Here is a 24,177-nt window from a genome sequence, read left to right on the forward strand (position 1 = left end):
CTGCTCGGTCCACGTTTGACTGTTGTTTTTGAGTGATCACTCAATTATCGTCGTTAACCTGAACCGATGAAGGAGGTAGCGATGGCGACGAGAAGCGCCGACAAGGCGGTGCGCAAGTTCAAGTTCGAGCGGCAGCTGGGTCGCGTCCTGATGAACCCGGTGGTCGCCGCGCTCGACCGCGTGGGCATCCGGACGGCCAATGTGGTCGAGCTCGAGACGATCGGCCGCAAGAGCGGCCAACCTCGGCGCGTGCCGCTGCTGGGCCGTGCCGACGACACCGGCGTGTGGGTGATCTCGCAGCACGGCCGTCGCGCCGGATGGGCCATCAACATCGAGGCCAACCCCCGCGTGCGCGTCCGCGCCAACAACGAATGGCGCACGGGCACCGCGACATTCGAGCCCGACGACGACGTGCGCGCCCGCGCCCGCAGCTTCGGCGACAGCAGGCTGGGTCAGTCGGCGACCGCCGTGACGATGCGGGCGATGGAGAGCGACCCGGTCTCGGTGCGGATCACCTACGACGCCTAGTCGGGTAGCGAGTTGCTCAGCCGTTCGGTGGCGGCGACGTAGTCCTCGATGAACTCACGCACCACTTCGCGCGCCGGCTTCACCTTGTTCATCAGGCCGACCCCCTGCCCGACGAAGTAGGTGGCCAACGCCTGGGCACCCGGATGCCCCTGTGCGGCCAGCACGTCGATCCGACGCACGATGGGCTCGGCGAGCATCGACTGCAGTGGCAGCGGCAACGGCTTCTGACCGCCCTCGTTCGGCAGCCAAGCCTGCGTCCAGTCCGAAACCAGCTGGCGCGCAGGCTTTCCGGTCCGGCCCGCCGAACGGACGGTGTCACGTGACGACGCGGCCAGGAACTTCTCCTTGGTGTACGGCGCGGTCTCGGCCTCTTCGGTCGTCAGCCACACCGAACCCGTCCAGGCGCCTGCCGCGCCCATCGCCACCGTCGCCGCCATCTGCCTGCCGGTGACGATGCCGCCCGCGGCGAGCACCGGGATGTCGCTGCCGATGGCGGCCAGCGCCTCCAACACCTCGGGCACCAGCACCAGCGTGGTCACCTCACCGCAGTGCCCGCCGGCCTCGGTGCCCTGCGCGACGATCAGGTCGACACCGGCCTGCGCCTGCTTGACCGCGTGCTCCTTGGCGCCGACCAGCGCGGCCACCGGCACGCCGTTCTCCTTACCGGCCTTGATCATGTAGTCCGGCGGGACGCCCAGCGCGTTGGCGATCAACCGGATGGGGTGGTTCATCGCCACATCGAGCAGATCCTTGCCGGTGTTGCCGGACAGCGCGGCGTTGCCGAAGCGCGGGGAATCGTCCAGGTCGATGTCGTGGGCGGCCAGCAACTCGGCGACGAAGCCGCGGTATTCGTCGGGGATGCGGCCCGCGAGATCGCTCATCGTCAGGTCCTCGCCCTTGCCCTCGTAGCGGGCGGGAACGATCAGGTCGACGCCGTACGGCTTGCCGCCGGCGTGGTCGTCGATCCAGGACAGCTCCTGGTCGAGCTGGTCGGGCGTATACGCCGTCCCGCCCAGCACGCCGAAGCCGCCCGCGCTGGACACCGCGGCCACCACGTCGCGGCAGTGGCTGAACGCGAACAACGGGAAATCGATGCCGAACTGCTCACAAATCGCTGGTTTCACCCGGTCAGTATGGCTAGGGCGGCTCAGGTCGAAGACAGGAGTCCGGAGATCGCGTTGAGCATCTGCTTGCCGACGAGCAGCTCGAGGTCGTTGTGCCCGGCGCCGGGCACCAGCACGTAGCGCTTCGGCTCGTTGGCCGCGTCGAACAACCGTCGGCTCATCGGCTCGGGAACGACGTCGTCGCGGTCCCCCGCGATCACCAGTAGCGGCACGTGAACCGACGGGATCCGGTCCAGCGACGGATAGCGGTCCAGCAGCAGCCACCGCACCGGCAGCCACGGATAGTGCACTGCCCCGACGTCGGGCAGCGAGGTGAACGGCGAACGCAGTATCAGCGCACGGGGCGGCCGCTCGACGGCCAGTCCGATAGCGACTGCGGCACCGAGGGATTCGCCGAAGTAGGCGATCTCCTGTTCCCGCGCGGCGAGCCACGACTGAGCGGCCCGGGCGTCTTTGGCGAGGCCTGCCTCGGACGGTCGGCCCGGATTGCCCCCGAAACCGCGGTAGTCCACGAGCAGCACCGACGAACCCATTCGGTTGAGTGCCAGCGCCAGCGGCGCGCGCATCGACCGGTCGCCGCCGTTGCCCGGCAACACCAGCACGGCCGGTCCGTCGCCGTCGACCGGGAAATACCAGGCGTTCAAGCGGATTCCGTCGTCGGTCTCGATCACCACGTCCTGCCCGTTGCGCGTCACCGAGGCGGCGGGCGGCAGGGGGCCCGGCGACGGGAAGTAGACCAGCCGCCGCTGCTGCGACCACAGAAGACCCGTCAGACCGGACGCCACGAGCGTGACGATAACGAGGACGCGGACCGTCCAGCGCATCAGGTTCGCAACGGCGCGAACGCGAACTCGCGCAGCCCGTCGAGGGGGTCGACCGCCGCCTGGAAACCGAGGACCTCGGCGGCGCGCGCGGGGTCGGCGACGATATGGCGGACGTCGCCGCTGCGGTACTGACCGGTGACGACCGGCGGTGCGTCACCGCGTGTCTCGCACAGCGCGGTGGCCACCTCGAGGATCGATATCGGCCGACCCGAGCACACGTTGAACGCCTCGAATCCCCCGCGCCCGGATTCCACGGCCGCCACGTTGGCCGCCGCGACGTCGTCGACGTGCACGAAATCGCGCATCTGCCTGCCGTCCTCGAAAACGCGTGGCACGTCGCCGGATTCGAGTTCGGACCGGAAGATCGCGGCCACCCCCGAGTACGGGGTGTCACGCGGCATGTAAGGGCCGTAGACGTTGTGGTAGCGCAGCGCGGTGACCGCGCCGCCGACGGCCTCCGCCCACGCGAGCGCGTAGTGTTCCTGTGCCGTCTTGCTCGCGGCGTACAGGCTGCGGGGCCGCATCGGCGCGTCCTCGGACACCAGTCGCCACGCGACGAGTTCACCGCAGAGCGGGCAGCGGTGGTCGAATACGCCGGCGTCGAGATCGGCGCGCGTGCGGGGCCGCGGGTCGACCGGTCCGTGTTCGTTGCAGTCGTAGCGGCCCTGGCCGTAGACGACCATCGACGACGCCAGTACGAGCCGCGCACAGCCCGCCGCGAACATCTCGGCCAGCACCACCGTGGTCCCGTAGTCGTTGTGCGAGCCGTACGACGGGGCGTCGGCGGCGTTGACGCCCGCGCCCACCACAGCGGCCTGGTGGCACACGACGTCGACGCCCTTCATCAGCGGCGCGAGCGCGGCCGCGTCGCGGATGTCGACCACCTCGCAGCCGGGCGGCGGTTCGGCGCCCGGCCCGTGCGCGGCGGCCAGCATCGCGTCGACGGCGATCACGTCGTGGCCGGCGTGGCGCAGCGCCTCGTGGATGCGGGCCCCGATGAAACCGGCGGCGCCGGTCAGCAGGACTCTCACGGGAGTTCGAACGGCAGCCGGACGCCGTCGTGTGCGAGACAGTGCGTACAGGCCCGCTCGACGTCGACCTGGATTGTGTTTTTTAAGGCGTCGTGCACGAGCTTCTTGAACGGCACCAGGTTGCGTTCGAACTCGGCGAACACGTCGACGGCCCGCACGGCGGTGCCGCTGTCGATGCCGGCATCCAGATCGGTCACCAACGCGATTGCGGCATAACACATCTCGAGTTCGCGGGCCAGGACCGCCTCAGGGTAGCCGGTCATGTTGACCAGGGTGAAGCCCTGACCCGCGAACCACTGGCTCTCGGCCCTGGTGGAGAACCTCGGCCCCTGCACCACCACCATGGTGCCGCCGTCGACGACGCCGGGCAGGTTCGCCGCCGCCGCGCGCAGGGTCGGGCAGTACGGGTCGGCAAACGCGACGTGGATACCGCCGGAGTCGAAGTACGTGTCGGCGCGGCCGCTGGTGCGGTCGACGAGCTGGTCGGGCACCACCATCGAGCCCGGTCCGAGTTCAGGTGTGAGGCTGCCGACCGCGCACGGTCCGAAGATGCGCCGCACGCCGAGCGACCGCAGCGCCCACATGTTGGCCCGGTACGGCACGGTGTGCGGGGAGAACTCGTGGTTGACCCCGTGGCGCGGCAGGAACGCGACCTCGTGCGCACCGACGGCGCCGACGGTGATCGGGGCGGCGGGCGGACCGTACGGTGTGTCGACGCTGACGCTGCGGGCGTCGGACCCGAAGAAGCTGTAGAAACCGCTTCCGCCGATGACTCCCAGCACGTCTAGGCGGACGGTTGTTCGTCGGTCTCGTCGAGCTGCTGCGACGCGCGCCGCACGGTGTCGCGGATCTCGAACGCGTCGGTCGCGAAGCCGCCGATCGCGTTGGCGACGTCCTTGACCGCGGTGGTGATGATCGACGCCACCTCGCCGACGGTCGATACGCCGGAGTCGAAGATCTCCTGCACGGCGTCCTTGCGGATCTCCGCCTTGCTGAGTCGGTCCTCCATGCCGCTCAGTCTGCCACGGTCTGCGGTCATGCGAGACTGGCGCTCGTGGCGACATTTGCGCAGTGGGTCGAGGGCGCGCGACCGCGCACGCTGCCCAACGCGATCGCGCCGGTGATCGCGGGCACCGGTGCGGCGGCATGGCTGCAGGCCGCGTGCTGGTGGAAAGCGTTGCTGGCACTCGTGGTCGCGGTCGCGATGATCGTCGGCGTCAACTACGCCAACGACTACTCCGACGGGATCCGGGGCACCGACGACGTGCGGGCGGGCCCGCTGCGATTGGTCGGTTCGAAGGTCGCCAGCCCGCGCGCCGTGCTGACCGCCGCGGTGGTGAGCCTCGTGGTGGCGGCGGCTGCCGGCCTGGTGCTGGCCGCGGTGAGCGCGCCTTGGCTGATCGCGGTCGGCGCGGTGTGCATCGCGGGGGCGTGGCTGTACACCGGCGGGTCGAAGCCGTACGGCTACCTCGGTCTGGGCGAGGTCGCGGTGTTCGTGTTCTTCGGGTTGGTCGCGGTGTTGGGCACGCAGTACGTCCAGGCGCTGCGGGTCGATTGGGTGGGCGCCGCGGTCGCCGTGGCGATGGGCTGTATGTCGTCGGCGGTTCTGGTGGCCAACAATCTGCGCGACATCCCGACCGACAAGGAGTCGGGGAAGATCACGTTGGCGGTGCGCCTCGGCGATGCCCGCACCCGGTTGTTGTATCAGGCGCTGTTGGTGGTGGCGTTCGCGTTGACGTTGGTCCTGATGCTCGCGACGCCGTGGGCGGCGGTCGGTCTGGTGGCGCTACCGCTCGCGGTGCGCGCGGCCGCGCCGGTGCGCCGTGGCCGCGGCGGCAAGGACCTGATCCCGGTGTTGCGCGACACCGGGTTGACGATGCTGGTGTGGGCCGTCGCCGTGGCGCTGGCGCTTGCGATTTGTGCGTGAAAACGATCGCTGAGCGAACGAAATCACGCACAAATCGCCGTCAGGTGACGGCGGTCGGGGCGTCGGCGACCTTGACCAACGTCACCTCCGGCTTGGCAGGCACCGCGTCGGCGAGGAACCACCGAAAGGCGAGGTTGCCGCGCGGATAGTCCACGGTACTAATGGAATTCGGGTGCGACGTGCCACTGCGGGAGATGACGGCGGTGACCGACCCGTCGGAGTTGGGAACCGCGCTGTAGCCGTTGATCGACGTCTTCTCGTCGGTCACGCCCGCCATGAACTGGTTCCACACGACGAGGTTCCAGAACCGGCACGCGGGCGGCCGGTGCGTGACGACCAGCGCCTCGTCCTCCTCGAGCACGAAGCTGCCGTAGGCGTAGCACGCATCGCGCGCCGACCAACCGAAGTTCGCGTCCGGCACCTGGTACGGATCGGCGAATTGGTTTGCCACTTGCGAGATTTCGTGACCCAACGTGTGCGCATCGTCGACCCGCACACCCACCGCCAACGGCACGATCGCGAACATCGTGCGCAGCCACGCCGCGCTGGCCCGCAAGGCCGCGGCGGTCTCGGCGTCGCCGTGCCGGATCGGATCGGGCTCGTCGAGCGCCTCGATGCGCCACGACACCGGGCGACCGGTCAATGGGTCGGCCTGGTAGTCGCGGGTCACGAGCACCACGCCGCCGTCGGTGGGCCCGTACTCGAACGAGAAGTTGCCGTCGGCATCGAGGTCGAGGTCGTCGTCGCGCACGAGCGCCACGATCCGGTCCGACCACGCACCCGGTGACGGTTCGTTGTACGCGGTCACCGAGAAGTAGACGCTGTCGCCCTTGTTGCCGCTGATGCGATACCGCCGCTTCGGGTCGACCGGGCACATGAAGTAGTAGGCGTCGGTGTTGTCGCCGCCCCAACGCCGGTCCCGGCGGAACGGTGTGTTCAGTTCCATCCAGACCGGCCGGCTCGGCTCGGCGAACAGGTAGGTGTCGAAGGCGACACCGAGCGTCGTGGCGAGCATGCGGTAGCCGTCGGCGATGTGACGGTCGTCGGTGACCGCGCGGTCCCCCTCGAGAAACGTTCGGTCCAGGCTGCCCAGGGTGTCGAGCAGTTCCCGCCACGCTCTGGTTGATTCGCGGCTCGCCGCGGCCGAAGATTCGTGCGTCATGCGCTGATTCCTCTCGTGATGAATTCGGCGGTCCGGTCCACCCACCCGTTGTCCAGGCTGTCCCCGCGGGTGATCAGGGCGAGAAAGGTCATGCCCGCCATGGCCTCGACGACGTCGGCGGCCGACACCTGCGACCGCACCTCGCCGCGGGCGGCGGCCGCCACGAGCCGTTCGGTCAGCCCGCGCGAAAGCACGTGCGAGAACCGCTCGAGCAGCGCGGCGTGCAGCGTCGGATCGGCGGCCATCTCCGCGACCAGGCCCGGCAGCGCGGCCCGGGCCGCGGGCGTTGTCAGCACGCCGACCGTGCGGCTGACCATCTCGCGCACATCGCCGGCCAGCGATCCGGTGTCGGGGAGTTCGGTCGCTGCGCCGAGCGGGAAGACCGCCTCGTGCACCAGGTGCGCCTTGCCTGGCCAGCGGCGATAGATGGCGGGCTTGCTCGTGCCCGCGCGCCGGGCGATCGCGTCGACGGTGAGGTCGGCGTAACCGGCCGCCCCGAGCAGGTCGACCGTCGCCCTCAGAACAGCGTCATCGATGCGTTTGTCGCGAGGTCGACCAATCTCCGTCGTCATTACGAAACTGACAGTAACATAACGGCCTGTGACCGACATCTCATCCGCGCCACCGGTCGTTCTCGACGATCTCGCCGAGCCGCGCTTCCCGGCGGCGATCCAGCCGATTCGCGACATGATGGCGTCGATGGCGCCCGACTGCCCTCTCGACGCCGACGCGTTGCACGCCAAGGCCAGCGCCGAGACCGGGCTCGACGACTTCGGCCCCGACGATTACCGTGAGCGTCTCGATGTGTATCTCGCTGCGCTGCACGAGATTCCGGGACTCAGCGACCCGGGGATCGTGAACTTCCACGCCCAGCTCGCGCAGCTGCTGAAGAACCGGCTGCTGATGACCGATCTGCTGACCCGGCATCCCGAAATCCACGACATCGAACTCGAGCCACCGGTCGTCATCGCCGGCTTGCCGCGCACCGGCACCACCCACCTGCACAACCTGCTCGCGGCGGGACCGACCTTCCGCACGCTCCCGTACTGGGAGAGCAACGAGCCGTTCCCGATGCCGTCGGAAGCCGGGATCGAACCCGACCCCCGGCGCGCCCGGATGGACGCCGCGGTCGAGTTCATGAACGCCGTGATGCCGCATTTCGCGCTGATGCACGAGATGACGACCGACCACGTCCACGAAGAGATCCAGCTGTTGGCCAACGACTTCTCGTCGATGCTGTTCGAGACGCTGGCGCACGTGCCGCGGTGGCGCGACTACTACCTGACGCATGACCAGACCCCCCACTACGAGCACCTGGCCCTGCAGCTCAAGGCGCTGCAGTTCCTGCGCGGCGGCAGGCGCTGGCTGCTGAAGTCCCCCCAGCACCTCGAGCAGCTGCCGGTGCTCGAGCGTGTGTTTCCCGGCGTCGTGGTGATCACGACCCACCGCGATCCCGTCCCGGTGGTGCTGTCGATGCTCGCCATGCTCACTTACTCCGCGCGCATGCACTGCGCGCCGGTGCCGGTCGAGGACATCGCCGCGTGCTGGATCGACCGGCTCGAACTCATGCTGGCCGCCCTGATCCGCGACCGCGACGTGATTGGCGACGAGCGCTCGATCGACGTCCGGTTCGACGATTTCATGGCCGACGAAATGGGCACCGCTGCCGCGATTTACACGCTGGCGGGCGAGCCGATGACCGACGACGCCCGCGCGGCCATGGCCGAATACCTCGCGGGGCACCAGCGGGGCCGGCTCGGTCGGGTGGCGACGTCACCGGAGATGTTCGGCCTCGACCCCGACGACCTGCACGCCCGCTTCGCACCCTACGTCGAGCGGTTCCTGGCCTGACACCATCGCAGACCCGTCGGCCGTTCGCCGGATCGGCGGTGTGTGAATACTCTGGCTCGGGTATCCGCTTGCGGCAGTCGGAGACGAGAGGCATTCATGACCGCAGCACGAACCCAACTGGACCAGCGCGATCTCGCGGAAGCGCGGCGCGTCGTCGCCGCGGTCTCCGACGCGTTCTCGGCCAAGGTGGTGGGCCAGGAGAACCTGCGCGAATCGTTGCTGATCGGCCTGCTCGCGGGCGGCCACATCCTCATCGAGAGCGTGCCGGGCCTGGCCAAGACGACCGCCGCCCGGGTGATCGCCGAGGCCATCGACGGCGGTTTCCGCCGCATCCAGTGCACCCCGGACCTGTTGCCGAGCGACATCATCGGCACCCAGGTCTACGAGGCGGCCACCAACTCCTTCGTCACCCAGCTCGGGCCGGTGCACACCAACATCGTGCTGCTCGACGAGATCAACCGGTCCAGCGCGAAGACGCAGAGCGCGATGCTCGAGGCGATGGAAGAGCGTCAGACCACGATCGCGGGCACCGAGTACCCGATACCCGAGCCGTTCCTGGTGATCGCCACGCAGAACCCCGTCGACCAGGAGGGCACGTATCCGCTGTCGGAGGCGCAGACCGACCGGTTCATGCTCAAGGACGTCGTGCACTACCCCACCCCCGAACAGGAGGTGGAGGTGATGTTCCGGATGGATGCGGGGCTCTACGACAAAGACCACCGCAGCCGGCCGGTCGCCGGCCTGGACGACATCCGCCGGCTGCGCGCCGTGGTACGCCACGTCCACATGGACCGCGCGCTGATGCATTACGCCAGCCAACTCGTCACCGTCACCCGTGAGCCCGATCAATACCTGCCGCGCCAGCTCGCCCGGCTGATCGAGTACGGCGCGAGCCCGCGCGCCACCATCGCGTTCTGCAACGCCGCGCGCGCGCTGGCCCTGCTGTCCGGGCGTGGGCACGTCATCCCCGGCGACATCGCCAAGCTCGCCCACCGCGTGCTGCGGCACCGGCTCATCCTCGGCTTCGAGGCCGCCAGCGCGAACGTCACCCCCGAGACGATCATCGACGCTGTCCTGCAAGCGGTTCGAGTGCCGTAGGGCCGGTATGGGCAAACACCTCACCTCGGCGAGGACGCACTTCGGCACCGACACCCGCGGCATGCTCGAAGGCGGCCGTTACGCGTTGTTGCACACCCGCAGTTTGGAATTCGACGATCTGCGGCCTTACGTGCCCGGCGACGACGTCCGCGACATCGACTGGAAGGCCTCGGCACGCTCGGGTCATGTCCTGATCAAACGGTTCGTCTCCGAGAAGCACCACAAGCTGCTGCTCGTTGCGGACGCCGGCCGCAACATGGCCGCCCTCACGCCGAGCGGTGAGCTCAAACGCGATGTGGCCGTGAACATTCTCGGTGCGTTCGGGCTCATCACGCTGGGGCGCTCCGATCAGATTGGAATGGTGTTCGGCGACACCCGCGGCTGCGTCAACATCCGGCAGCGTCGTGGTGAGACCCACATCGAGAGCGTGCTGCACCGGTACTACGGCCACGCCTGCACCGCGCCGGGTCGCAGCGACATCGTCTGCCAATTGGACTATGTGGCAACCCATTACCGGCATCCGATGCTGGTCGTCGTGGTTTCCGACGAACCCGAGGTCGACGATCGATTGACCGACGCCGTCACCCGGCTGACCGCGCGCCACGACGTGTTGTGGGCGACGGTCTCCGACATGCCCGCCATCGGCGACCGGGCCGGATTCGACGTCTCGACGGGCCGGTTCGTCCTCGACGCGGCCACACTGGGGTCGCGGGTGATCACCGCGTACCGCACGGCCGAGCAGGCGCGGGCCCAGCGGCTCGACGAGTTCATGACCGCCCGTACGGTGCCGCACACCAGGATCGGCGGCAGTGGCGAGATCCGCGCCCGGCTCGTCGCGTTGACCGAGGTGTTCGCGCGTGCCGGATGACCTGTTGCGGTTCATCGGCGGACCTTCGCCGTACTCGGCCGGATGGTTGTGGCTCGGGCTGCTGCTGATCGTCGTTGTGATCGCCTGGTGCGTCGGCGTTTTCGTATGGACGCTGCCGTCGCAGCGACTTCGCCGCCTGCCGGTTGTGCGGACCCTGCACGCCCGGCTCCTGCGGCGTCGCTTCGCGCGCACCGTCCAGCGCATCGCCGCCCGGCACCGTGACGGCGAGCTCACCGGCGCCGAAGCCGGCGCCGCGATGAGCCGCACCTTGCGCAGTTTCCTGCACCAGGCGACGGGGACGCGGGCGCAGTACATGCAGCTCGACGACATCGCATCAGGGGGCCTCGCCCCCGCCGCGCCGACGCTCGCCGCGCTGGACGACGCACAGTTCAACGCGGCTTCGCCGGTGCGTGTCGGCGAGGTCGGCGCGCAGGCCGAGGAGCTGATCCGCTCGTGGCCCTGAACTGGTGGCCGGTCGCGGTGATCGGATTCGTCTGTCTGGCAGGCGCCGTCGCGTTGGCCCTGCTGGTGTCGACCAAGCAGGCGCAGCGACAGTTGCAACCGTTGGCGAACACCGTCCGCCTGACCCGTCTGCCGGAGTATGCGCGGGTGGCGCGGGCGCGAACGGTGTCGATGATCGTCACGATCGTGTTGCTCGTGCTGCTGTTCGGCACGGCCGTGCTGGCCAGCGCGCGCCCCAGCGGGTTGTGGTGGTCGCCGCAGGCTTCCGAGGTGCCCGAGGACATCATGCTGTGCGTCGGCGATCCGGTCGACGCACCCAACACCCAGACGTTCCTGTCCTACTTCGCCCAGCGCGCGGGGACGTTCGGCACCCAGCGGATCGGATTGACCTCCGCCAACCGCAGGGTGATCCCGCTGACCCGCGACCATCAGTTCGCGGTCGAAAGACTCGGCGAGGCAGCGTCTCTGGCGAATCTGCCGGACGACGACGCACTGACGCCGGCCCAGCTGTCGGCGAAGCGCAACAGCATCGCGGCGCTCACCGCGCCGGTGACGTATGTCGACTACGCGACCAGCGTCGCCGACATCCTCGCGCTGTGCGTCGCCGGCTTCCCCGCCGATGAACCACCCGGCGAGCGCAGGCGGTCGATCATCTACCTCGGCCCGGGTGAGCTTCGCGCACCCGACGAGACCCGACCATCGCTGTTCACCGAACAGCAAGTCGCCGACATGGCGCGGGAGCGCGGCATCCAGGTCAACGCGCTGGTGTCCTCACCGGGTGGCGTGCGGTCCGTCGTATCGGCCACCAGCGGCCGGTATGCGCCCGTCGGCGCCGACCTGCAATCGCAACTCGACGGCATCCGTGCGCACCCGCCGGACGCCGAAAGCGCAGCCACCGTCGCCGGATTCCGCGGCGACACCCCGACCGTGCCGCTGGCGATCGCGGTCGCGGTGTCGGCGCTGCTGTGCCTGTCGCTGGCGGTGTTGCGACGATGACGTTCTCACCCGTCGTACCGTCGGTGCTCCTGGTCGCCATCGCCGTCGCCGCGCTCGTGCTCCGGCTCATCACCATGCGCCAGCTGGCTCGCAGCCCCGGTCAGCGATGGACCACGGTATGGCGATGGTCGGCGCTGACACTGACAGTGATGCTGATGCTGATCGCCGCCGCCAGACCCATGCTCGGAAGGGGTACCGAGCAATCGGTCACGACGAGCTCGGACGGTGACACGCGGGCCAACGTGTTCCTTATCGTCGACCGCTCCGCCGACTCGCCGATCACCGACATCCGCGACGACATCGCCGCACTCATCGACCACTACCCGCAGGCCCGGTTCGCGATGATCACCTTCGCCGCACGTTCGTCGCTGGAATGGCCACTCTCCGAAGACAATTGGAGCCTCAAGCCGGTGGCTGCGGCCGTCACCGCCTTACCCGACGCCGCCGGTGGTGAGGTGAACGCAGCCGCCGCCGCCAACGTACTGCGCTATCAGTTGATCGGGGCGGGCCAACGCAGTCCGGCCGCACCGAACCTGGTGTTCTACTTCGGATCCGGCGCGCCCGGGTCACAATCCCCGCAGGGCGAATTCGACCCGGTGCCCGGCTCGATCGACGGCGGCGCGGTGTTCGGTTACGGCGAGCCGCGCGACGAGCAGCGGCTGGCGGCCATCGCCGATCAACTGGGCGCGCCGTTCGTACCGCGGGACACCGCGCGGCCGGTCACCGACGACGCGCCCGAGGTGAGCGGCGTCCCGTCGGCGCAGGCCGGCGCGACCGCACCTGATCACACCGACCTGTACTGGGTTTTCACCATGGCCGCCGCGGTGCTGTTGCTGTTCGAGATCTACCTGACGCTGCGCGAGTTCCGCACCAGCCGGGTAGCGCGCCGGGACGAGGTGATCTGATGCGCCCATCCCGGTTGCGCCTGCGGCGCAGGCTGCTGCTGTTCTCGGCCCCCGTGGTGCTCGCCGTGCTGGCGATCGCGCTGAAACTCATCGCCGCGGTTCTGGCCGGCAATTCAGCGGTGTCGAGCTTCGCGGACCGCGACGCCGACGCGCTGCGAACCGATGTCGCAGTGATGAACCTGCTCAACATCGTCGAACCCGCCAGGGCACCGTTCGCCGCGGGCACCCTCGCGGTGCTCGACGACCGCCTGGCCGACGCCGATGCGCACTTCTCGGAGGCGCTGAGCCGCACCGCGTCCGGGGACCTGTGTCCTGTGCTGGTCAATCTGGAACTCGTGCGGGAGCGCCAAGGCGATGTGGACGCATGGGAGAACCGGCCCGACACCGCGCGCGAGCGATACCTCAGCGCCCTGGACCTCGTCGAGCACGCCCCCGACGGCTGTTTTGCCGGCAACTCCGACCCCGATCCCGAGCGGCGCGCGGTGCGCCACGACGCCGCCGCGCGGCTGCAGGCCAAGCTGGCCGGGCTGACCGCCGCGCCTCCCCCGCCGCCGCCACCACCCCCGATGGCACCGCCACCGCCGCCCCGGGCCCCGGCGCCCGCACCGGCGGTACCCGACCCGGACACGCCGCGCGACGCGTTACGGCTGGATCCCGGCGCCGGGGATCCGCTGGACAAGCTGCAGCAGGTGTTGCGCGACGCCGCAGGCTAGCCGGTGCTGGTGCCGGTCCAGTACTCGGCGAAGCGGCCGTCCTCGATGCGCAGGATGTCGTTACCGGTGAACCGTTTCGGCCCGTCCTGGGCCGCGCCGGTTCCGACCCACCTCGCCGCCAGCATGTCGCCGTCGACGAAGGGCTCGACCTCGATCACGAACTTCAGGTCGCTGAGCATGCGATGGGTCTCCCCCACAACGTCCTGCAGCTGCGACGGGCCTCGCACCACCCGCCCCGGCCAATGCCCCACGAAATCGTCGGTGACCAGCTCGGCCGCCACAGGTTCACCTGCCCACAGTTCGTCTATCCATCGTCCGTAGAGCTCTTCAGGCGAAATCATGGTGGAGTTTTACCCGGCTCGGCGCGGCGGTACGCAATCCGCCGCCGCGTCAGCGCAGCGTGTCGAGCAGTCGGTCCAGATCGTCGTCATCGTTGTAGAGGTGGAACCCGACCCGCACGGCCCCGGCCCGGACCGAGGCGCGGATGCCGGCGGCGGCGAGCCTGTCGGCCGCCCCCTCAATGGGCAGCGACACGATCGGCGACTCCTGCGCAGGCAGCTGCAGCGCCGCACGCAACCGGGCGGCCAGGCCGACGGTGTGGCGCTCGACGGCGACCTGGTCGAGCGCGGCGAGCCAGGGCAGTGTCAGCCCGGTGCCCAGCGCGCTGAACCAGGTCGGCGAGAGGTCGAATCGTCGCGCGTCGCCGGCGAGCCGGAGCGGCAGCCCGTAGATCGCCTGCCACGGCTCCTCGGCGGCGTACCAGTTCGCGGCGTGCGGCGTCATCGTGCACCTCACGCGCTCGCTGAGCGACATCCAGGTGACGCCGCGCGGCGCGAGCAGCCACTTGTAGGCCGCGGCGACGGTGACGTCCGCCCAGCCGAGATCGAGCGCCTTCCATCCGACCGCCTGGGTGACGTCGATGACGGTCACGGTGTCGGTGCCCGCGGTGGCGCTGCGCAACGCGTCGGCGTCGAGCAGCGCCCCGGTCGCCGACTGCACGAGGCTCACCGCCACCACGTCGAAGTCCGCGGCCGACGAGACGAGCTGATCGGCGGGGAGTTCGGTGACCGTGACGCCGCGGCCGGCCTGTGCGGCGAACGGGAACGTCGTGCTGGTGAACTCCCCCGGCAGCGCGACGACGCGGCTGTTGTCGGGGATAGCGGCCGCGACCACTCCGAGCGCACCGGAAACGGTGCTGCCCATGGTCACCGACTCCACGGCCACGCCCGTCAACGCCGCGTAGCCGGCGCGTCCGGCGCGCACATGGTCGTCGAACGACGGGACGTCCATCATGCCCGCCTGCCACCTGCCGATGCAGTCGTGCAGCGCCTCGACGACGAAATGCGGTGGCAGACCGTAGGTGGGGGTGTTGAGATACCCTGCCGCACCGGCGAATTGAGCCCCGAAAGCCTCCCGCGCCGCGGTGGCGGTCATCGTTGCGAGGGTGGCTCTTCGCCGCGCAATCTGGCCTGGAGTTGCTCTTTGTCGCGGCGCCTGCGCTCGTCGAAGACCGCGATGCTCTCGTTGGCGCGGCGACGAAGCGGCGCGAACAGCCAAATGCCCAGCGGCAGCGCGATCACCAGCGCGAAGAGCAACGCGACGACGAGCGGAAATTCGCGCAGTCCGAGCAGATGTCCGACGCCGAGAATCGCCGCCGCCAGCGCCGCGACGAGCAGGAGCCGTGCCAGCACATAGGCCAGCACGTTGAGCACGAGCCGAGTTCCTTGGCGACCGTCAGACACGGACCGAGCCTACCGACGGCGCGTATATTCGAACCAAGGAGGTTTTGTTCTCGTGGCGTATCTGCTCCTGATTCTCGTACTGGGCACGCTGGCGTATGTCGGCTGGCGGCTGATGCGAGTCTCTTCGAGCCGTCCGCGCACCCGGGTGATCGGGCCGGACGACGATCCAGAGTTTCTCCGTCGGCTCGGCCAGGAGGACAACCCGCGACCGTGACGGCGCGGTTCTAGCGTTTCAGCGTCGGGCGGTAGTAAATCCGGCCGCGACGGCGGCGGCGAATTCGAGTAGCGCTTCCCTGGTTTCCGGCTTCAGCCGTTCGAGGCTGATCTGCGCGCCTTCTTCGAGGTGCGGGTCGAAGGGCACCTCGTGCACCGCCCGGCACCGCCTGCTGAAATGGTCGACGACCTTCTTCATGTCGACTTTCCCCGACCGCGGCCGCACCGCGTTGATCACCGCGATCGAGTTGCGCACCATGTCCTGGTGTCCGTGGGCGTCGAGCCAGTCCAGCGTGGCCGAGGCGCTGCGGGCGCCGTCGACCGAACCGGAACTGATCACGATCAGCGTGTCGGCGCTGGCCAGCACCGCGGACATCGCCGAGTGCATCAGCCCGGTGCCGCAATCGGTGAGCACCAGGCTGTAGAAGCGCTCGAGAACCTCCAGCGTGCGGCTGTATTCGTCGGAGCTGAAAGCCTCCGACACCGCCGGGTCGCTCTCGGAGGCGAGCACCTCCAGCCGGCTCGGGCCCTGCGAGGTGTAGGCGCGCACGTCGCTGTAGGCCTGGATGCCCTCGGCGTCGCGCAGCAGATGCCGCACCGTGGCCGGCGTCTCCAGCGGAACCTTCTCGCTCAGCGTGCCGCGGTCGGGATTCGCGTCGACGGCGATGACGCGGTCACCGCGCAGCGACGCCAGCGTCGCGCCCAGCGTCGCGGTGATCGTCGTCTTGCCCACCCCGCCCTTGAGCGACAGCACCGCGATGCGGTGGCACCCGCGCAACGGCCGTTGGATCTGCACAGTGAGATGCTGTCGGCGTCGCGCCTTGGGACCATCGCCGAGGTTGATCAACGTGAACGACGCGTAATACAACCACCTGCGCCAGCCCTCGGAAGGGGCGCGCTTGGGCCGGCCCAGCAGCGCGACCGTCGACAGATCGAGATACGGCGGCGGGTCGGCCTCGGCGTTGTCCTGCGGCGGGGAGACGACCGGCGCACCCTTGGGCGGTGTCGGCACCGTCCACTGCGGCGGCGGATCGGCCGAGGGATCGCTGAACCGGCTCTGAGCGCGGAAACCACCTGGCGCATAGGCGTTTTCGGGGATGACCGCCGCGGTCGCGTCGTCTCCGAGACGATCTTCAGGCACGCCGGCGGTCCCCCATGGCTTCAAAGGCTTTCGCGCTCGATCTTAGCCAAGCACGGTGCGGCGACTCAGCCGACTCCGGCGTAGGAGTGCAGGCCCACGGTGACCAGGTTGATGAAGAACAGGTTGAACACCATCGCGATGAAGCCGACGACGTTGATCCACGCGGCCTTCTTGTCTCGCCAACCGGCCGTCGAACGCGCGTGCAGATACGCGGCGTAGACGACCCAGGCGATGAACGACACCGTCTCCTTGGGGTCCCAGCCCCAGTACCGGCCCCACGCCTCTTCGGCCCAGATCGCGCCGAAGATGACGCCGAAGCCGAACACCGGGAACGCGAAGATTGTGGTGCGGTAGGCGATTCGGTCCAGGGTCTGCGGATCGGGGAGCCGGTCCAGGGCGCGGGCGAGCACGCCGTCGGAGGCGCCCCGGCGCTGCGGGTCACCGAACCGCGACATCTTCAGCAGGAACAGGATGCTCGCGACGCCGGCGACCAGGAACACCCCCGAGCCGAGGCTCACCACCGAGACATGGATGGGCAGCCAGTAGGACTGCAGCGCGGGCATCACCGGTGCGGCGTTGGTGTAGAGCCAACGGCCCGAGACTGTCAGCAGGATCAGAACCGGAACGAGCACGAACACCCACAGCGTGCGGTACTGGCGCCGGCGCAGCACCACCGCAGCGGCGACCAGCCCGCAGAAGCTGGTCAGGTTGATGAACTCGTACATGTTGCCCCACGGCACTCGTGCGGTCGCGGCGCCGCGCAGCACGATGCAGACCAGCAGCAGGCCGATGCCGAGGTAGGTCAGCGCGAGACCGGCGCCGCCGATCCGCTCGTCGAGCGGGCGTCGGGGCGCATCGGACACGACACCGGGCGCGGCGCTGTCCGCGCGCACGCCGGCTCCGACCAACTCGCGGGCCTCGACCTTGCGACCGCGGCTGTAGGCCAGCTCGACCGCGAGCAACAGCAGCGCGCCCACCAGGACCAGCACCGACGACGTGAACGCCCAGTCCGAGTACCGGGCCAGGTCGATATCGATGTCCACGCTGTTCATGCGCGATCCGCCTCCGCTTCTCGCTCGCCGTTCATGTGACCTTCTCTCCTGCACGATTAGCCGGCGCCGCGTCGGGAAGCAGACGCTGCGTCAACCGCTCGAACTCGTCGCCCCACCCCGAGTTGTCGGTGCGCGCCAGCCCGCCCAGCTCGACGGTTACGGTACCCGGACCTGCGGGGTTGATCCGAATCCAGACGCGGCGACGGCGGATGACGAGCGACACCAACAGCCCGGCCATCATGGTCAGCGCGAACACCAGAACCCAGACCTGCGCCGGGTCGTGGGACACCTGGACGTTGATGAACGGGACCGCGCCGTCGAACCGCACGACGGTGCCGTCGTCGAGACGCGTCGACTCGCCCGCACCCAGGTTGACGCGCGCCTTCTTGGTGAGCCGGCCCTGCTCGATCAAGCGGGGATCGAGGTTGAACAGCGACTGCGGCCGTCCGGTGTCCAGGCCGGTGTCGCCGCGGTAGATGTCGATCGCGACGGCGGGATCGTTGAGTGCAGGGAAGCTCGAGGACAGCAGCGTCCCGTGCAGCAGTTCGGTCGGCGCGAACAGGCCCTGGATCGCGAGCTGGTTCTTACGACGGTCGTCGGGGTCCGGGTACGTGCCGGCGGGCGGGTCGAACCGCATGGCGCCCGACGACAGGAACGTGATCTGGTCCTCGGGCCGCCACTGCAACGTCTGCGTGCGGGTCTGCCCATCGGGGAAGGTCACGGTGAAGGTCGGCGCATAGCCGTGGCCCTGCAGGTATACGCGGTCGCCGCCGACGCGCAGCGGATGGTTGACCTTGAGGTGGTACGGCCGCCAATCGCCGGACTGCAGGTCGGCGCCCGCCTGGTATTCGATATCGGCGGCAAACGACGTCGCCTGACCCGTCGGTAGATAGTCGGCTTGGAAATCGTTGACCCGCAGGCAGATCGGATGCAGCGAGGTGCCGTCGACGGTGTTGCCCGCGCGGAAGGAGTCGAACGCCGCGGGCGAGGCCGAACAGAATCCGGGACCGCCGTCGGCGATGACGATGACGTTGCCCTCGTATCCAAACAGCTTGCCCGCCGCGACCGCGACGAGCAGGCCCAGCAGTGAGAAGTGGAAGACGATGTTGCCGAACTCGCGCAGATAGCCCTTCTCCGCGGCGATTTCGATGGTTCCATCGTCTTCGCGGGTGACCTTGCGCCAGCCCCGCAACCGCTCGCTGATCGTCGCGGACAGATCGTCCGCCTCCGCGGACACCTCGGCGCTGTGGTGTTTGGGCAGCCGGCCCAGGTTGCGGGGGGCAGGCACGGGATTGGCCCGCATGCTGCGGAAGTGCTCCACCAGGCGCGGGGTGAGGCAGCCGACGAGCGAGACGAACAGCAGCACGTAGATCGCGGTGAACCAGAAGCTGGAGAACACGTCGAACGCCTGCACCCGGTCGAGCCAGGGCCCGATCGTCGGATGCTCGGCGATGTACTGGTCGACCTTGGACTCGTTGAGGCTGCGCTGCGGCAGCAGGGCCCCGGGGATCGCGCCGAGCGCGAGCAGGAACAGCAGCACCAGCGCGGTACCCATCGACGTGAGGGTCCGCCAGGTGTTGCGTACCAGCGCGAGCAGACGCGAAACTGCCCCATTTCCGCGATTTTCGGGCAGTTTCGCGTCTCTCCCCTGCTTACGCGTGGGCCCACGCGGGGATGGGGTGCTCATATCGGCAGCGTCACATCGCTGACGAACGCGTCGCGGACCCACGACACGAAGTCGTTCCACACCCCCGTGACCAGCGCGACGCCGACCAGAATCAGCAGCACCCCGCCGAAGATCTGGATCGCGCGGGTGTGCCTGCGCAGCCACGCCAGACCCTGCACCGCGCGGGCAGATCCGAACGCCAAGAGCACGAACGGGATTCCGAGACCCAAACAATAGGCGACGACCAGCGCGACACCGCGGGCGACGTTGGAGCCGTCGGTCGCCGAGGCGACCGCGATCACGCCGGTGAGGGTGGGCCCGAGGCACGGCGTCCAGCCCAAGGCGAACACCGCGCCGAGCAGTGGCGCGCCACCCAGCGTCGAGATCTGCCGCGGGGTGAAGCGGGCCTCGCGCTGCAACGCGGGGATGAACCCGACGAACGCCAGCCCCATCACGATCGTCACGACCCCACCGATGCGCTGCAGCAGAAGCTGATTGGTGATCAACGACGTCGTCATGCCGAGCACCGCAACGGTGCCGAGCACGAAGACGATCGTGAAGCCGGCGACGAACAGCGCGGCCGCGCCGGCCACCCGCAGCCGGGTGGTCTTGGTGCTGACCGAACCCGCGGCGCCGGTGTCGTCGACGCCGACGACCGCGGCCAGATACGACAGGTATCCGGGTACCAGGGGCACCACGCACGGCGAGGCGAACGACACCAGCCCCGCGAGCGCGCTGACGAGAAGGGCCAGCAGGACCGGACCGCCGGCGATCAGTTGGTCCACCTGATCGAGGCTCATGCGCCGGCCTTCTCCCCCGGCCCCGCGCCATCCTGTTCGGCCGCAATGCGTTCCACCACCGGCTGCAGATCCTCGGCGAGCAGTTCGCGCAGGAACACCGCGGCGACGCGGTGCTCGCGGTCCAGCACCACCGTGGAAGGGATCACCGTCGCCGGATAGCGGCCGCCGAGCGCGATCATGGTCCGCATCGGCGGGTCGTAGATCGAGGGGAAGGTGATCTTGCGGTCGACGATGAAGTCCCGCGCCGCGTCCCGGTTGTTGTCCCGGACGTCGATGCCGAGGAACTGCACCCCGCGATCCTTCGTGGCGTCGTAAACCTGTTGCAGCTGGCCGATCTCGGTGCGGCACGGGCCGCACCACTGACCCCACACGTTGAGCACGACGACCTTGCCGGCGAAGTCGTCGAGGGAGATGGTCTTGTCCGGGTCCATCAAGTCGGGCCCACTCAGCGGGCCGGGGCGACCACGATCCTGCGGTGGGTCGTAGAAGATGTCGGTCTGGCCACCGGGTGCGACGAATTCGAAGGTACCGCCCTGTGCGACGGCGTCGTCACCGGTGGAGCAACCGGCCAGCGCGAGCATCGCCGCGCAGGCCAGCAGGACCCACCGTCTCACTGCCCGGCCAACTCCGCGTAGCCCCAGCCGACGTAGGTGTCCCCGTGGAAGTAGAACGACGTCACCGACGCCAGGTTGCACAGCCGCCGGGTCGGGAAATGGTGCAGCGGTTGACCGGTCATCGCCCGGCGCAGCGTCTCGACAGGCAGCTGATGGCTGACACACACCGCCTCGTGGCCGGCCGCCTTCGCCCGGGCCCGGTGCACGGCGCCGGTCATCCGCTCGGCGATCTCGCGGTACGGCTCCCCCCACGACGGCGTGCGCGGATTGCGCAGGTGCCACCAGTTGCGGGGATCGCGCAGCGCGCCGTCACCCGGCGAAACCCGTTGTCCCTGGAAGATGTTCGTCGATTCGATGAGCTCGTCGTCGGTGTCGATGGATAGCCCCAGCGCCGCCGCTATCGGCGCCGCGGTCTCCTGCGCCCGCTCCAGCGGCGAGGCGACCACATATACGATGTCGCGCGACGCCAGCCAGTCCGCCACCGCTTGGGCCTGGCCCCTGCCCCGCTCGGAGAGGTGGTAGTCGGGGAGGCGGCCATAGAGGATCTTCTCGGGGTTGTGCACTTCGCCGTGACGCATCACGTGCACCACGGTCTTCACGGCCTCGCCGGCCTCGGACGGCTGGTCGGTCATTCCGGTTTGACCGCCTCTGCCGCGGCCCGGGCCGCGCCGGGCAGCGCGGCGGCGATACGGTCGAACGCCTCGTCATCCAACGCCGTTGACACGAACCAGGTCTCGAAAGCACTAGGCGGCGGGTAGATACCGGCGTCCAACAGCGCGTGGAAGAACGCCGGGAAGCGCCACGTCTCCGAGGCGCGCGCCGACGCGAAGTCGGTGACGGGCTGGTCGGTGAAGAACACGCTGAGCATGTTCCCGGCACGCGAAACCGTGTGTGCTACGCCGGCTTCGGTTAGTGCACGGCCCAGCAGGCCGGCGAGGCGGTCGGCGTTGGCGTCGAGCTTGACGTAGGCCGCGTCGTCGGCTGCGCGCAGCGTAGCCAGCCCGGCCGCCATGGCGACGGGGTTCCCGGACAACGTGCCCGCCTGATACACCGGCCCCTGCGGCGCGAGGCGGTCCATCACCTCGGCGCGTCCGCCGAAGGCCGCCGCGGGCAGCCCGCCGCTCATCACCTTGCCGAAGGTGAAGAGGTCGGCGTCGACGGGATCGATGCCGTACCAACCGGATCGGCTGACCCGGAATCCGGTCATCACCTCGTCGACGATCAGCAGTGCGCCGTGGTCGGCCGTGATGCGTCGCAGCGCGGCGTTGAAGCCGGGCAGCGGCGGCACGGTGCCCATGTTTCCGGCGCTGGCTTCGGTGATCACGCAGGCGATCTCGTCACCGAACCGGCCGAAGATCTCCTCGACCGCGGCGACGTTGTTGTAGGGCAACACGATCGTGTCGGCGGCCGCGGCGCCCGTCACCCCGGGCGAGGACGGCAACCCGAGTGTGGCGACACCAGAGCCCGCGTCGGCCAGCAGTGCGTCGCTGTGGCCGTGATAGCAGCCGGAGAACTTCACGATCTTGGCCCGGCCCGTGAAGCCGCGAGCCAGCCGGATGGCGCTCATCGTGGACTCGGTGCCCGAGTTCACCAGCCGCAGGCGCTCGACCGGGGTGACCCGGTCGATGATCTCGCGGGCCAGCTCCGACTCCGACGGGGTCGGCGCGCCGAACGACAGCCCGTCGGTGACGACCCGCTGCACCGCGGCGACGACGTCGGGGTGCGCATGGCCCAGGATCATCGGTCCCCATGAGCAGACCAGGTCGACGTAGCGATTACCGTCGGCGTCGGTCAGCCAGTAGCCGTTGGCGGAGGTGATGAACCGCGGGGTGCCGCCGACCGAGGTGAAGGCCCGCACGGGCGAGTTCACCCCGCCCGGGATGACGGCCGACGCCTCGGCGAACAACCGCGCCGACACCTCGGTGGTCATCTGGTCAGCACGCATGGCCACCAGTGTCCCAGCCCCGCGCAAACCGTCAACTACAGGGTGTAGTGGGCGACCGCTTGAGCAGGGTTCCGGTGCCAGGTTGGATTGGGCCCATGCAGCTACCGCAATGGCTCGCCCGGTTCAACCGCCGCGTCACCAACCCGATCCAGCGGTTGACGGCGGGCTGGGCTCCCGGGATGGGCATCCTCGAGCACGTCGGCAGGAAGTCGGGTAAGCGCTACCGAACCCCGTTGACGGTGTTTCCGACCCGCGACGGGGTGGCCATTCTGCTGACCTACGGCCCGGACCGCGACTGGCTGAAGAACGTCATCGCGGCGGGCGGTGGGCGGATCACGAGGTGGGGCCGGTCGTTCGACGTTCGCGATCCGCGCGTGGTCACGAAGGGCGAGGCCTCGCCGTGGGTCACGGGGTGGATGCGGGTGATGTACGCGCTGGTGCCGGTCGAGAACGCCGTCATGCTGACGCGGGTCTGACACTCTGCCGAGCCCGCGCAACGGGAAAAACGCGGCCGCGCCCCACGCCGGATTTCGGGCGATGAGGCCGTCCCGCGGCCGGACTGGATTTTGTTTTTTTCTCGGGTATGGTCGCGCATTGGAAGCGGGTGCTAGCGAAAGGAAAAAATGGCTAGTAAGTCGCAGGGTCGCGAACGAAAAAAGCCGGCGATGACGTTGAAGGAACGCCGCGCCGCCAAACGCGAGAAAGCGGTGGACGAATTCTTGCCGCGCCGCAAAAGCGCTGGCTGATAGCCGGCAGCTGCGTTTTGACGTGACGGTTCGCCGGTATTCACCGGCGAACTGTTGCGTGACCGTTCAGACCGGTTAATCGCTCTCAATCCTTGAAATTCCGCATTTCGAATATCTCGCGCCGCTAAAAGCGATGCGCAATTTTCCACGCCTTTGGAGGACAGTTTTCATGTGTGAGTCGTCATGCGTGCTGGCGTGATGAGGCAACCGGATGCTATGGGCGGCCAAGGGGGGTCGTCGGCGGACCCAACGCTGGTAGCGCTCCTCGACGCCCTTGCCGAAGCGTCGCCCCCGTCCGGCCGCAGCGACGCCTACCGACGGGGGTTCAACATGGGCCTTCGGTTCGCGCGTATCTGCGTCCTCGATGAGATCGCGGCGAATTCAGGCAGCTTCATCCGAGCATCGCTGAACGGTGGGCCCCGCGCGCAGCGCGAGAGCGCACGCACCCATGCGGCTCTTCGGCGCATCGCGGCACGACTCACGGATGAGTTCGTCCTCGGCGCGGACGACCACGCTGCCGGCTACCGGGACGCGACGGCGATTGTGCTGGAAAGGATCGACGGCGAACAGGAACGAATCGCGAGCTGAGCGAAAGGAGGGTGGGTGGAATTCCGAAATCCCGGCGACGCGCCGATCATGGTGGTCGGACGAGCATCGAGCCTGTCCGAGGCGATCGCCGCGGCTTGTCAAAACCGCGGCATCGCAGCCGTTCGACACCGGCTCGATGCGGCCACGACACCGAATCTCCCGCACGACGCAACTTCGCTTG

29 protein-coding genes are annotated in these 24,177 nt (G+C 68.9%); 12 read left to right on the top strand and 17 right to left on the bottom strand.

All coding sequences use genetic code 11. From position 1 onward, the window contains the following. The first annotated feature begins 81 nt into the window (after positions 1 to 81). The gene (locus tag A5698_RS19905) at positions 82 to 528 is read left to right on the top strand and encodes a nitroreductase family deazaflavin-dependent oxidoreductase (RefSeq protein ID WP_068300384.1); all 447 of its coding nucleotides are present in this window, start codon (positions 82 to 84) and stop codon (positions 526 to 528) included. Here the strand turns inward: A5698_RS19905 and A5698_RS19910 are convergent. Genes A5698_RS19910 through A5698_RS19930 form a run of 5 tightly spaced genes read right to left on the bottom strand, consistent with a single transcriptional unit; the run spans position 525 to position 4,516 of the window. After that, a complete protein-coding gene (locus tag A5698_RS19910) occupies positions 525 to 1,652 on the bottom strand; it encodes an NAD(P)H-dependent flavin oxidoreductase (protein ID WP_068300329.1) in 1,128 nt (375 codons plus the stop codon). The two genes, A5698_RS19905 and A5698_RS19910, sit on opposite strands and share 4 nt — an antisense overlap. Before the next feature lie 23 nt (positions 1,653 to 1,675). Further along, positions 1,676 to 2,476, bottom strand: a complete 801-nt coding sequence (locus A5698_RS19915; protein WP_197506841.1) for an alpha/beta hydrolase — start codon at positions 2,474 to 2,476, stop codon at positions 1,676 to 1,678. After that, positions 2,476 to 3,507: an NAD-dependent epimerase/dehydratase family protein gene (locus tag A5698_RS19920; protein ID WP_068300333.1), complete on the bottom strand. Its 1,032-nt coding sequence runs from the start codon at positions 3,505 to 3,507 to the stop codon at positions 2,476 to 2,478. Before A5698_RS19920 ends, A5698_RS19915 begins: the two co-directional genes overlap by 1 nt. After that, positions 3,504 to 4,289 carry an S-methyl-5'-thioadenosine phosphorylase gene (locus tag A5698_RS19925; RefSeq protein ID WP_068300336.1) on the bottom strand — a complete coding sequence of 262 codons (786 nt, stop codon included), beginning with the start codon at positions 4,287 to 4,289 and terminating at the stop codon, positions 3,504 to 3,506. Before A5698_RS19925 ends, A5698_RS19920 begins: the two co-directional genes overlap by 4 nt. 2 nt (positions 4,290 to 4,291) lie before the next feature. Further along, entirely contained in the window at positions 4,292 to 4,516 is a 225-nt protein-coding gene (locus A5698_RS19930) for a hypothetical protein (protein WP_067084046.1), read from the bottom strand. Positions 4,517 to 4,561: 45 nt separating this feature from the next. On the opposite strand from A5698_RS19930, the gene A5698_RS19935 reads away from it, so the two are divergent. Next, a complete protein-coding gene (locus tag A5698_RS19935; protein WP_068300338.1) occupies positions 4,562 to 5,434 on the top strand; it encodes a 1,4-dihydroxy-2-naphthoate polyprenyltransferase in 873 nt (290 codons plus the stop codon). A 40-nt stretch (positions 5,435 to 5,474) separates the two neighbouring features. Here A5698_RS19935 and A5698_RS19940 read toward each other — a convergent pair whose 3' ends face one another. Beyond that, positions 5,475 to 6,596, bottom strand: a complete 1,122-nt coding sequence (locus tag A5698_RS19940) for a DUF1214 domain-containing protein (RefSeq protein WP_068300340.1) — start codon at positions 6,594 to 6,596, stop codon at positions 5,475 to 5,477. After that, positions 6,593 to 7,168 (bottom strand): TetR/AcrR family transcriptional regulator, encoded by a 576-nt coding sequence (locus A5698_RS19945; protein ID WP_067084053.1) that lies wholly within the window; start codon positions 7,166 to 7,168, stop codon positions 6,593 to 6,595. Before A5698_RS19945 ends, A5698_RS19940 begins: the two co-directional genes overlap by 4 nt. A 115-nt stretch (positions 7,169 to 7,283) precedes the next feature. Here A5698_RS19945 and A5698_RS19950 point away from each other — a divergent pair, with 115 nt between their 5' ends. The 7 genes from A5698_RS19950 (at position 7,284) to A5698_RS19980 (ending at position 13,489) form a co-directional block, all read left to right on the top strand. Further along, positions 7,284 to 8,447 (top strand): sulfotransferase family protein, encoded by a 1,164-nt coding sequence (locus tag A5698_RS19950; RefSeq protein ID WP_156670831.1) that lies wholly within the window; start codon positions 7,284 to 7,286, stop codon positions 8,445 to 8,447. Positions 8,448 to 8,543: 96 nt separating this feature from the next. After that, a complete protein-coding gene (locus tag A5698_RS19955; protein WP_068300344.1) occupies positions 8,544 to 9,545 on the top strand; it encodes an AAA family ATPase in 1,002 nt (333 codons plus the stop codon). A gap of 7 nt (positions 9,546 to 9,552) precedes the next feature. Continuing rightward, positions 9,553 to 10,413, top strand: coding sequence for a DUF58 domain-containing protein (locus A5698_RS19960; protein ID WP_068300348.1), 861 nt, complete (start codon positions 9,553 to 9,555; stop codon positions 10,411 to 10,413). After that, positions 10,403 to 10,876 carry a hypothetical protein gene (locus A5698_RS19965; protein ID WP_068300349.1) on the top strand — a complete coding sequence of 158 codons (474 nt, stop codon included), beginning with the start codon at positions 10,403 to 10,405 and terminating at the stop codon, positions 10,874 to 10,876. Before A5698_RS19960 ends, A5698_RS19965 begins: the two co-directional genes overlap by 11 nt. Continuing rightward, a complete protein-coding gene (locus tag A5698_RS19970) occupies positions 10,867 to 11,871 on the top strand; it encodes a hypothetical protein (protein WP_068300350.1) in 1,005 nt (334 codons plus the stop codon). Before A5698_RS19965 ends, A5698_RS19970 begins: the two co-directional genes overlap by 10 nt. Beyond that, positions 11,868 to 12,776, top strand: coding sequence for a hypothetical protein (locus tag A5698_RS19975; RefSeq protein WP_068300352.1), 909 nt, complete (start codon positions 11,868 to 11,870; stop codon positions 12,774 to 12,776). The genes A5698_RS19970 and A5698_RS19975 overlap by 4 nt, the downstream gene beginning before the upstream one ends. Continuing rightward, a complete protein-coding gene (locus A5698_RS19980) occupies positions 12,776 to 13,489 on the top strand; it encodes a hypothetical protein (protein ID WP_068300354.1) in 714 nt (237 codons plus the stop codon). Before A5698_RS19975 ends, A5698_RS19980 begins: the two co-directional genes overlap by 1 nt. Here the strand turns inward: A5698_RS19980 and A5698_RS19985 are convergent. Genes A5698_RS19985 through A5698_RS19995 form a run of 3 tightly spaced genes read right to left on the bottom strand, consistent with a single transcriptional unit; the run spans position 13,486 to position 15,231 of the window. After that, positions 13,486 to 13,830, bottom strand: coding sequence for an ester cyclase (locus A5698_RS19985; RefSeq protein ID WP_068300357.1), 345 nt, complete (start codon positions 13,828 to 13,830; stop codon positions 13,486 to 13,488). The genes A5698_RS19980 and A5698_RS19985 overlap by 4 nt on opposite strands. A gap of 49 nt (positions 13,831 to 13,879) precedes the next feature. Continuing rightward, on the bottom strand, positions 13,880 to 14,923 hold the full coding sequence (locus A5698_RS19990) for an aminotransferase class V-fold PLP-dependent enzyme (protein WP_068300361.1): 1,044 nt from the start codon (positions 14,921 to 14,923) through the stop codon (positions 13,880 to 13,882). After that, positions 14,920 to 15,231, bottom strand: a complete 312-nt coding sequence (locus tag A5698_RS19995; RefSeq protein ID WP_067289723.1) for a DUF4229 domain-containing protein — start codon at positions 15,229 to 15,231, stop codon at positions 14,920 to 14,922. Before A5698_RS19995 ends, A5698_RS19990 begins: the two co-directional genes overlap by 4 nt. 52 nt (positions 15,232 to 15,283) lie before the next feature. Between A5698_RS19995 and A5698_RS29110 the strand changes: the two genes are divergently transcribed. Continuing rightward, positions 15,284 to 15,445 (top strand): hypothetical protein, encoded by a 162-nt coding sequence (locus A5698_RS29110; protein WP_090276363.1) that lies wholly within the window; start codon positions 15,284 to 15,286, stop codon positions 15,443 to 15,445. An 18-nt stretch (positions 15,446 to 15,463) separates the two neighbouring features. Here the strand turns inward: A5698_RS29110 and A5698_RS20000 are convergent, their stop codons facing one another. The 7 genes from A5698_RS20000 to hemL all read right to left on the bottom strand — a co-directional run bounded on the left by A5698_RS20000 (position 15,464) and on the right by hemL (position 22,662). Next, the gene (locus tag A5698_RS20000) at positions 15,464 to 16,543 is read right to left on the bottom strand and encodes a MinD/ParA family ATP-binding protein (RefSeq protein ID WP_197506843.1); all 1,080 of its coding nucleotides are present in this window, start codon (positions 16,541 to 16,543) and stop codon (positions 15,464 to 15,466) included. A 107-nt stretch (positions 16,544 to 16,650) separates the two neighbouring features. Further along, complete coding sequence (gene ccsB / locus A5698_RS20005) at positions 16,651 to 17,637, bottom strand: c-type cytochrome biogenesis protein CcsB (RefSeq protein WP_068300365.1); 987 nt, start codon at positions 17,635 to 17,637, stop codon at positions 16,651 to 16,653. A 31-nt stretch (positions 17,638 to 17,668) separates the two neighbouring features. Next, positions 17,669 to 19,192, bottom strand: coding sequence for a cytochrome c biogenesis protein ResB (gene resB, locus A5698_RS20010; RefSeq protein ID WP_197506842.1), 1,524 nt, complete (start codon positions 19,190 to 19,192; stop codon positions 17,669 to 17,671). A 128-nt stretch (positions 19,193 to 19,320) separates the two neighbouring features. Then, positions 19,321 to 20,103, bottom strand: a complete 783-nt coding sequence (locus A5698_RS20015; RefSeq protein WP_068300373.1) for a cytochrome c biogenesis CcdA family protein — start codon at positions 20,101 to 20,103, stop codon at positions 19,321 to 19,323. Continuing rightward, on the bottom strand, positions 20,100 to 20,684 hold the full coding sequence (locus tag A5698_RS20020) for a TlpA disulfide reductase family protein (protein WP_068300389.1): 585 nt from the start codon (positions 20,682 to 20,684) through the stop codon (positions 20,100 to 20,102). The genes A5698_RS20015 and A5698_RS20020 overlap by 4 nt, the downstream gene beginning before the upstream one ends. A 29-nt stretch (positions 20,685 to 20,713) precedes the next feature. After that, complete coding sequence (locus tag A5698_RS20025; protein WP_068300374.1) at positions 20,714 to 21,349, bottom strand: histidine phosphatase family protein; 636 nt, start codon at positions 21,347 to 21,349, stop codon at positions 20,714 to 20,716. Then, positions 21,346 to 22,662 carry a glutamate-1-semialdehyde 2,1-aminomutase gene (hemL, locus tag A5698_RS20030; RefSeq protein ID WP_068300377.1) on the bottom strand — a complete coding sequence of 439 codons (1,317 nt, stop codon included), beginning with the start codon at positions 22,660 to 22,662 and terminating at the stop codon, positions 21,346 to 21,348. Before hemL ends, A5698_RS20025 begins: the two co-directional genes overlap by 4 nt. A gap of 95 nt (positions 22,663 to 22,757) precedes the next feature. Between hemL and A5698_RS20035 the strand changes: the two genes are divergently transcribed. Both A5698_RS20035 and A5698_RS20040 read left to right on the top strand, forming a co-directional pair. Next, positions 22,758 to 23,138, top strand: a complete 381-nt coding sequence (locus A5698_RS20035) for a nitroreductase family deazaflavin-dependent oxidoreductase (RefSeq protein ID WP_068300379.1) — start codon at positions 22,758 to 22,760, stop codon at positions 23,136 to 23,138. A 468-nt stretch (positions 23,139 to 23,606) separates the two neighbouring features. Next, positions 23,607 to 23,996, top strand: coding sequence for a hypothetical protein (locus A5698_RS20040; protein ID WP_156670830.1), 390 nt, complete (start codon positions 23,607 to 23,609; stop codon positions 23,994 to 23,996). Positions 23,997 to 24,177: the final 181 nt, after the last annotated feature.

Source organism: Mycobacterium sp. E136 (assembly GCF_001666865.1).
Lineage (GTDB): Bacteria > Actinomycetota > Actinomycetes > Mycobacteriales > Mycobacteriaceae > Mycobacterium.

Coding starts and splice junctions, on each gene's coding strand:
- A5698_RS19905 (WP_068300384.1), top strand. CDS start 82: ATGGCGACGAGAAGCGCCGACAAGGCGGTGCGCAAGTTCAAGTTCGAG.
- A5698_RS19915 (WP_197506841.1), bottom strand. CDS start 2,476: ATGCGCTGGACGGTCCGCGTCCTCGTTATCGTCACGCTCGTGGCGTCC.
- A5698_RS19930 (WP_067084046.1), bottom strand. CDS start 4,516: ATGGAGGACCGACTCAGCAAGGCGGAGATCCGCAAGGACGCCGTGCAG.
- A5698_RS19940 (WP_068300340.1), bottom strand. CDS start 6,596: ATGACGCACGAATCTTCGGCCGCGGCGAGCCGCGAATCAACCAGAGCG.
- A5698_RS19945 (WP_067084053.1), bottom strand. CDS start 7,168: ATGACGACGGAGATTGGTCGACCTCGCGACAAACGCATCGATGACGCT.
- A5698_RS19950 (WP_156670831.1), top strand. CDS start 7,284: ATGATGGCGTCGATGGCGCCCGACTGCCCTCTCGACGCCGACGCGTTG.
- A5698_RS19955 (WP_068300344.1), top strand. CDS start 8,544: ATGACCGCAGCACGAACCCAACTGGACCAGCGCGATCTCGCGGAAGCG.
- A5698_RS19960 (WP_068300348.1), top strand. CDS start 9,553: ATGGGCAAACACCTCACCTCGGCGAGGACGCACTTCGGCACCGACACC.
- A5698_RS19975 (WP_068300352.1), top strand. CDS start 11,868: ATGACGTTCTCACCCGTCGTACCGTCGGTGCTCCTGGTCGCCATCGCC.
- A5698_RS19980 (WP_068300354.1), top strand. CDS start 12,776: ATGCGCCCATCCCGGTTGCGCCTGCGGCGCAGGCTGCTGCTGTTCTCG.
- A5698_RS19985 (WP_068300357.1), bottom strand. CDS start 13,830: ATGATTTCGCCTGAAGAGCTCTACGGACGATGGATAGACGAACTGTGG.
- A5698_RS19990 (WP_068300361.1), bottom strand. CDS start 14,923: ATGACCGCCACCGCGGCGCGGGAGGCTTTCGGGGCTCAATTCGCCGGT.
- ccsB (WP_068300365.1), bottom strand. CDS start 17,637: ATGAACAGCGTGGACATCGATATCGACCTGGCCCGGTACTCGGACTGG.
- resB (WP_197506842.1), bottom strand. CDS start 19,192: ATGGGTACCGCGCTGGTGCTGCTGTTCCTGCTCGCGCTCGGCGCGATC.
- A5698_RS20015 (WP_068300373.1), bottom strand. CDS start 20,103: ATGAGCCTCGATCAGGTGGACCAACTGATCGCCGGCGGTCCGGTCCTG.
- A5698_RS20020 (WP_068300389.1), bottom strand. CDS start 20,684: ATGCTCGCGCTGGCCGGTTGCTCCACCGGTGACGACGCCGTCGCACAG.
- A5698_RS20025 (WP_068300374.1), bottom strand. CDS start 21,349: ATGACCGACCAGCCGTCCGAGGCCGGCGAGGCCGTGAAGACCGTGGTG.
- hemL (WP_068300377.1), bottom strand. CDS start 22,662: ATGCGTGCTGACCAGATGACCACCGAGGTGTCGGCGCGGTTGTTCGCC.
- A5698_RS20035 (WP_068300379.1), top strand. CDS start 22,758: ATGCAGCTACCGCAATGGCTCGCCCGGTTCAACCGCCGCGTCACCAAC.
- A5698_RS20040 (WP_156670830.1), top strand. CDS start 23,607: ATGAGGCAACCGGATGCTATGGGCGGCCAAGGGGGGTCGTCGGCGGAC.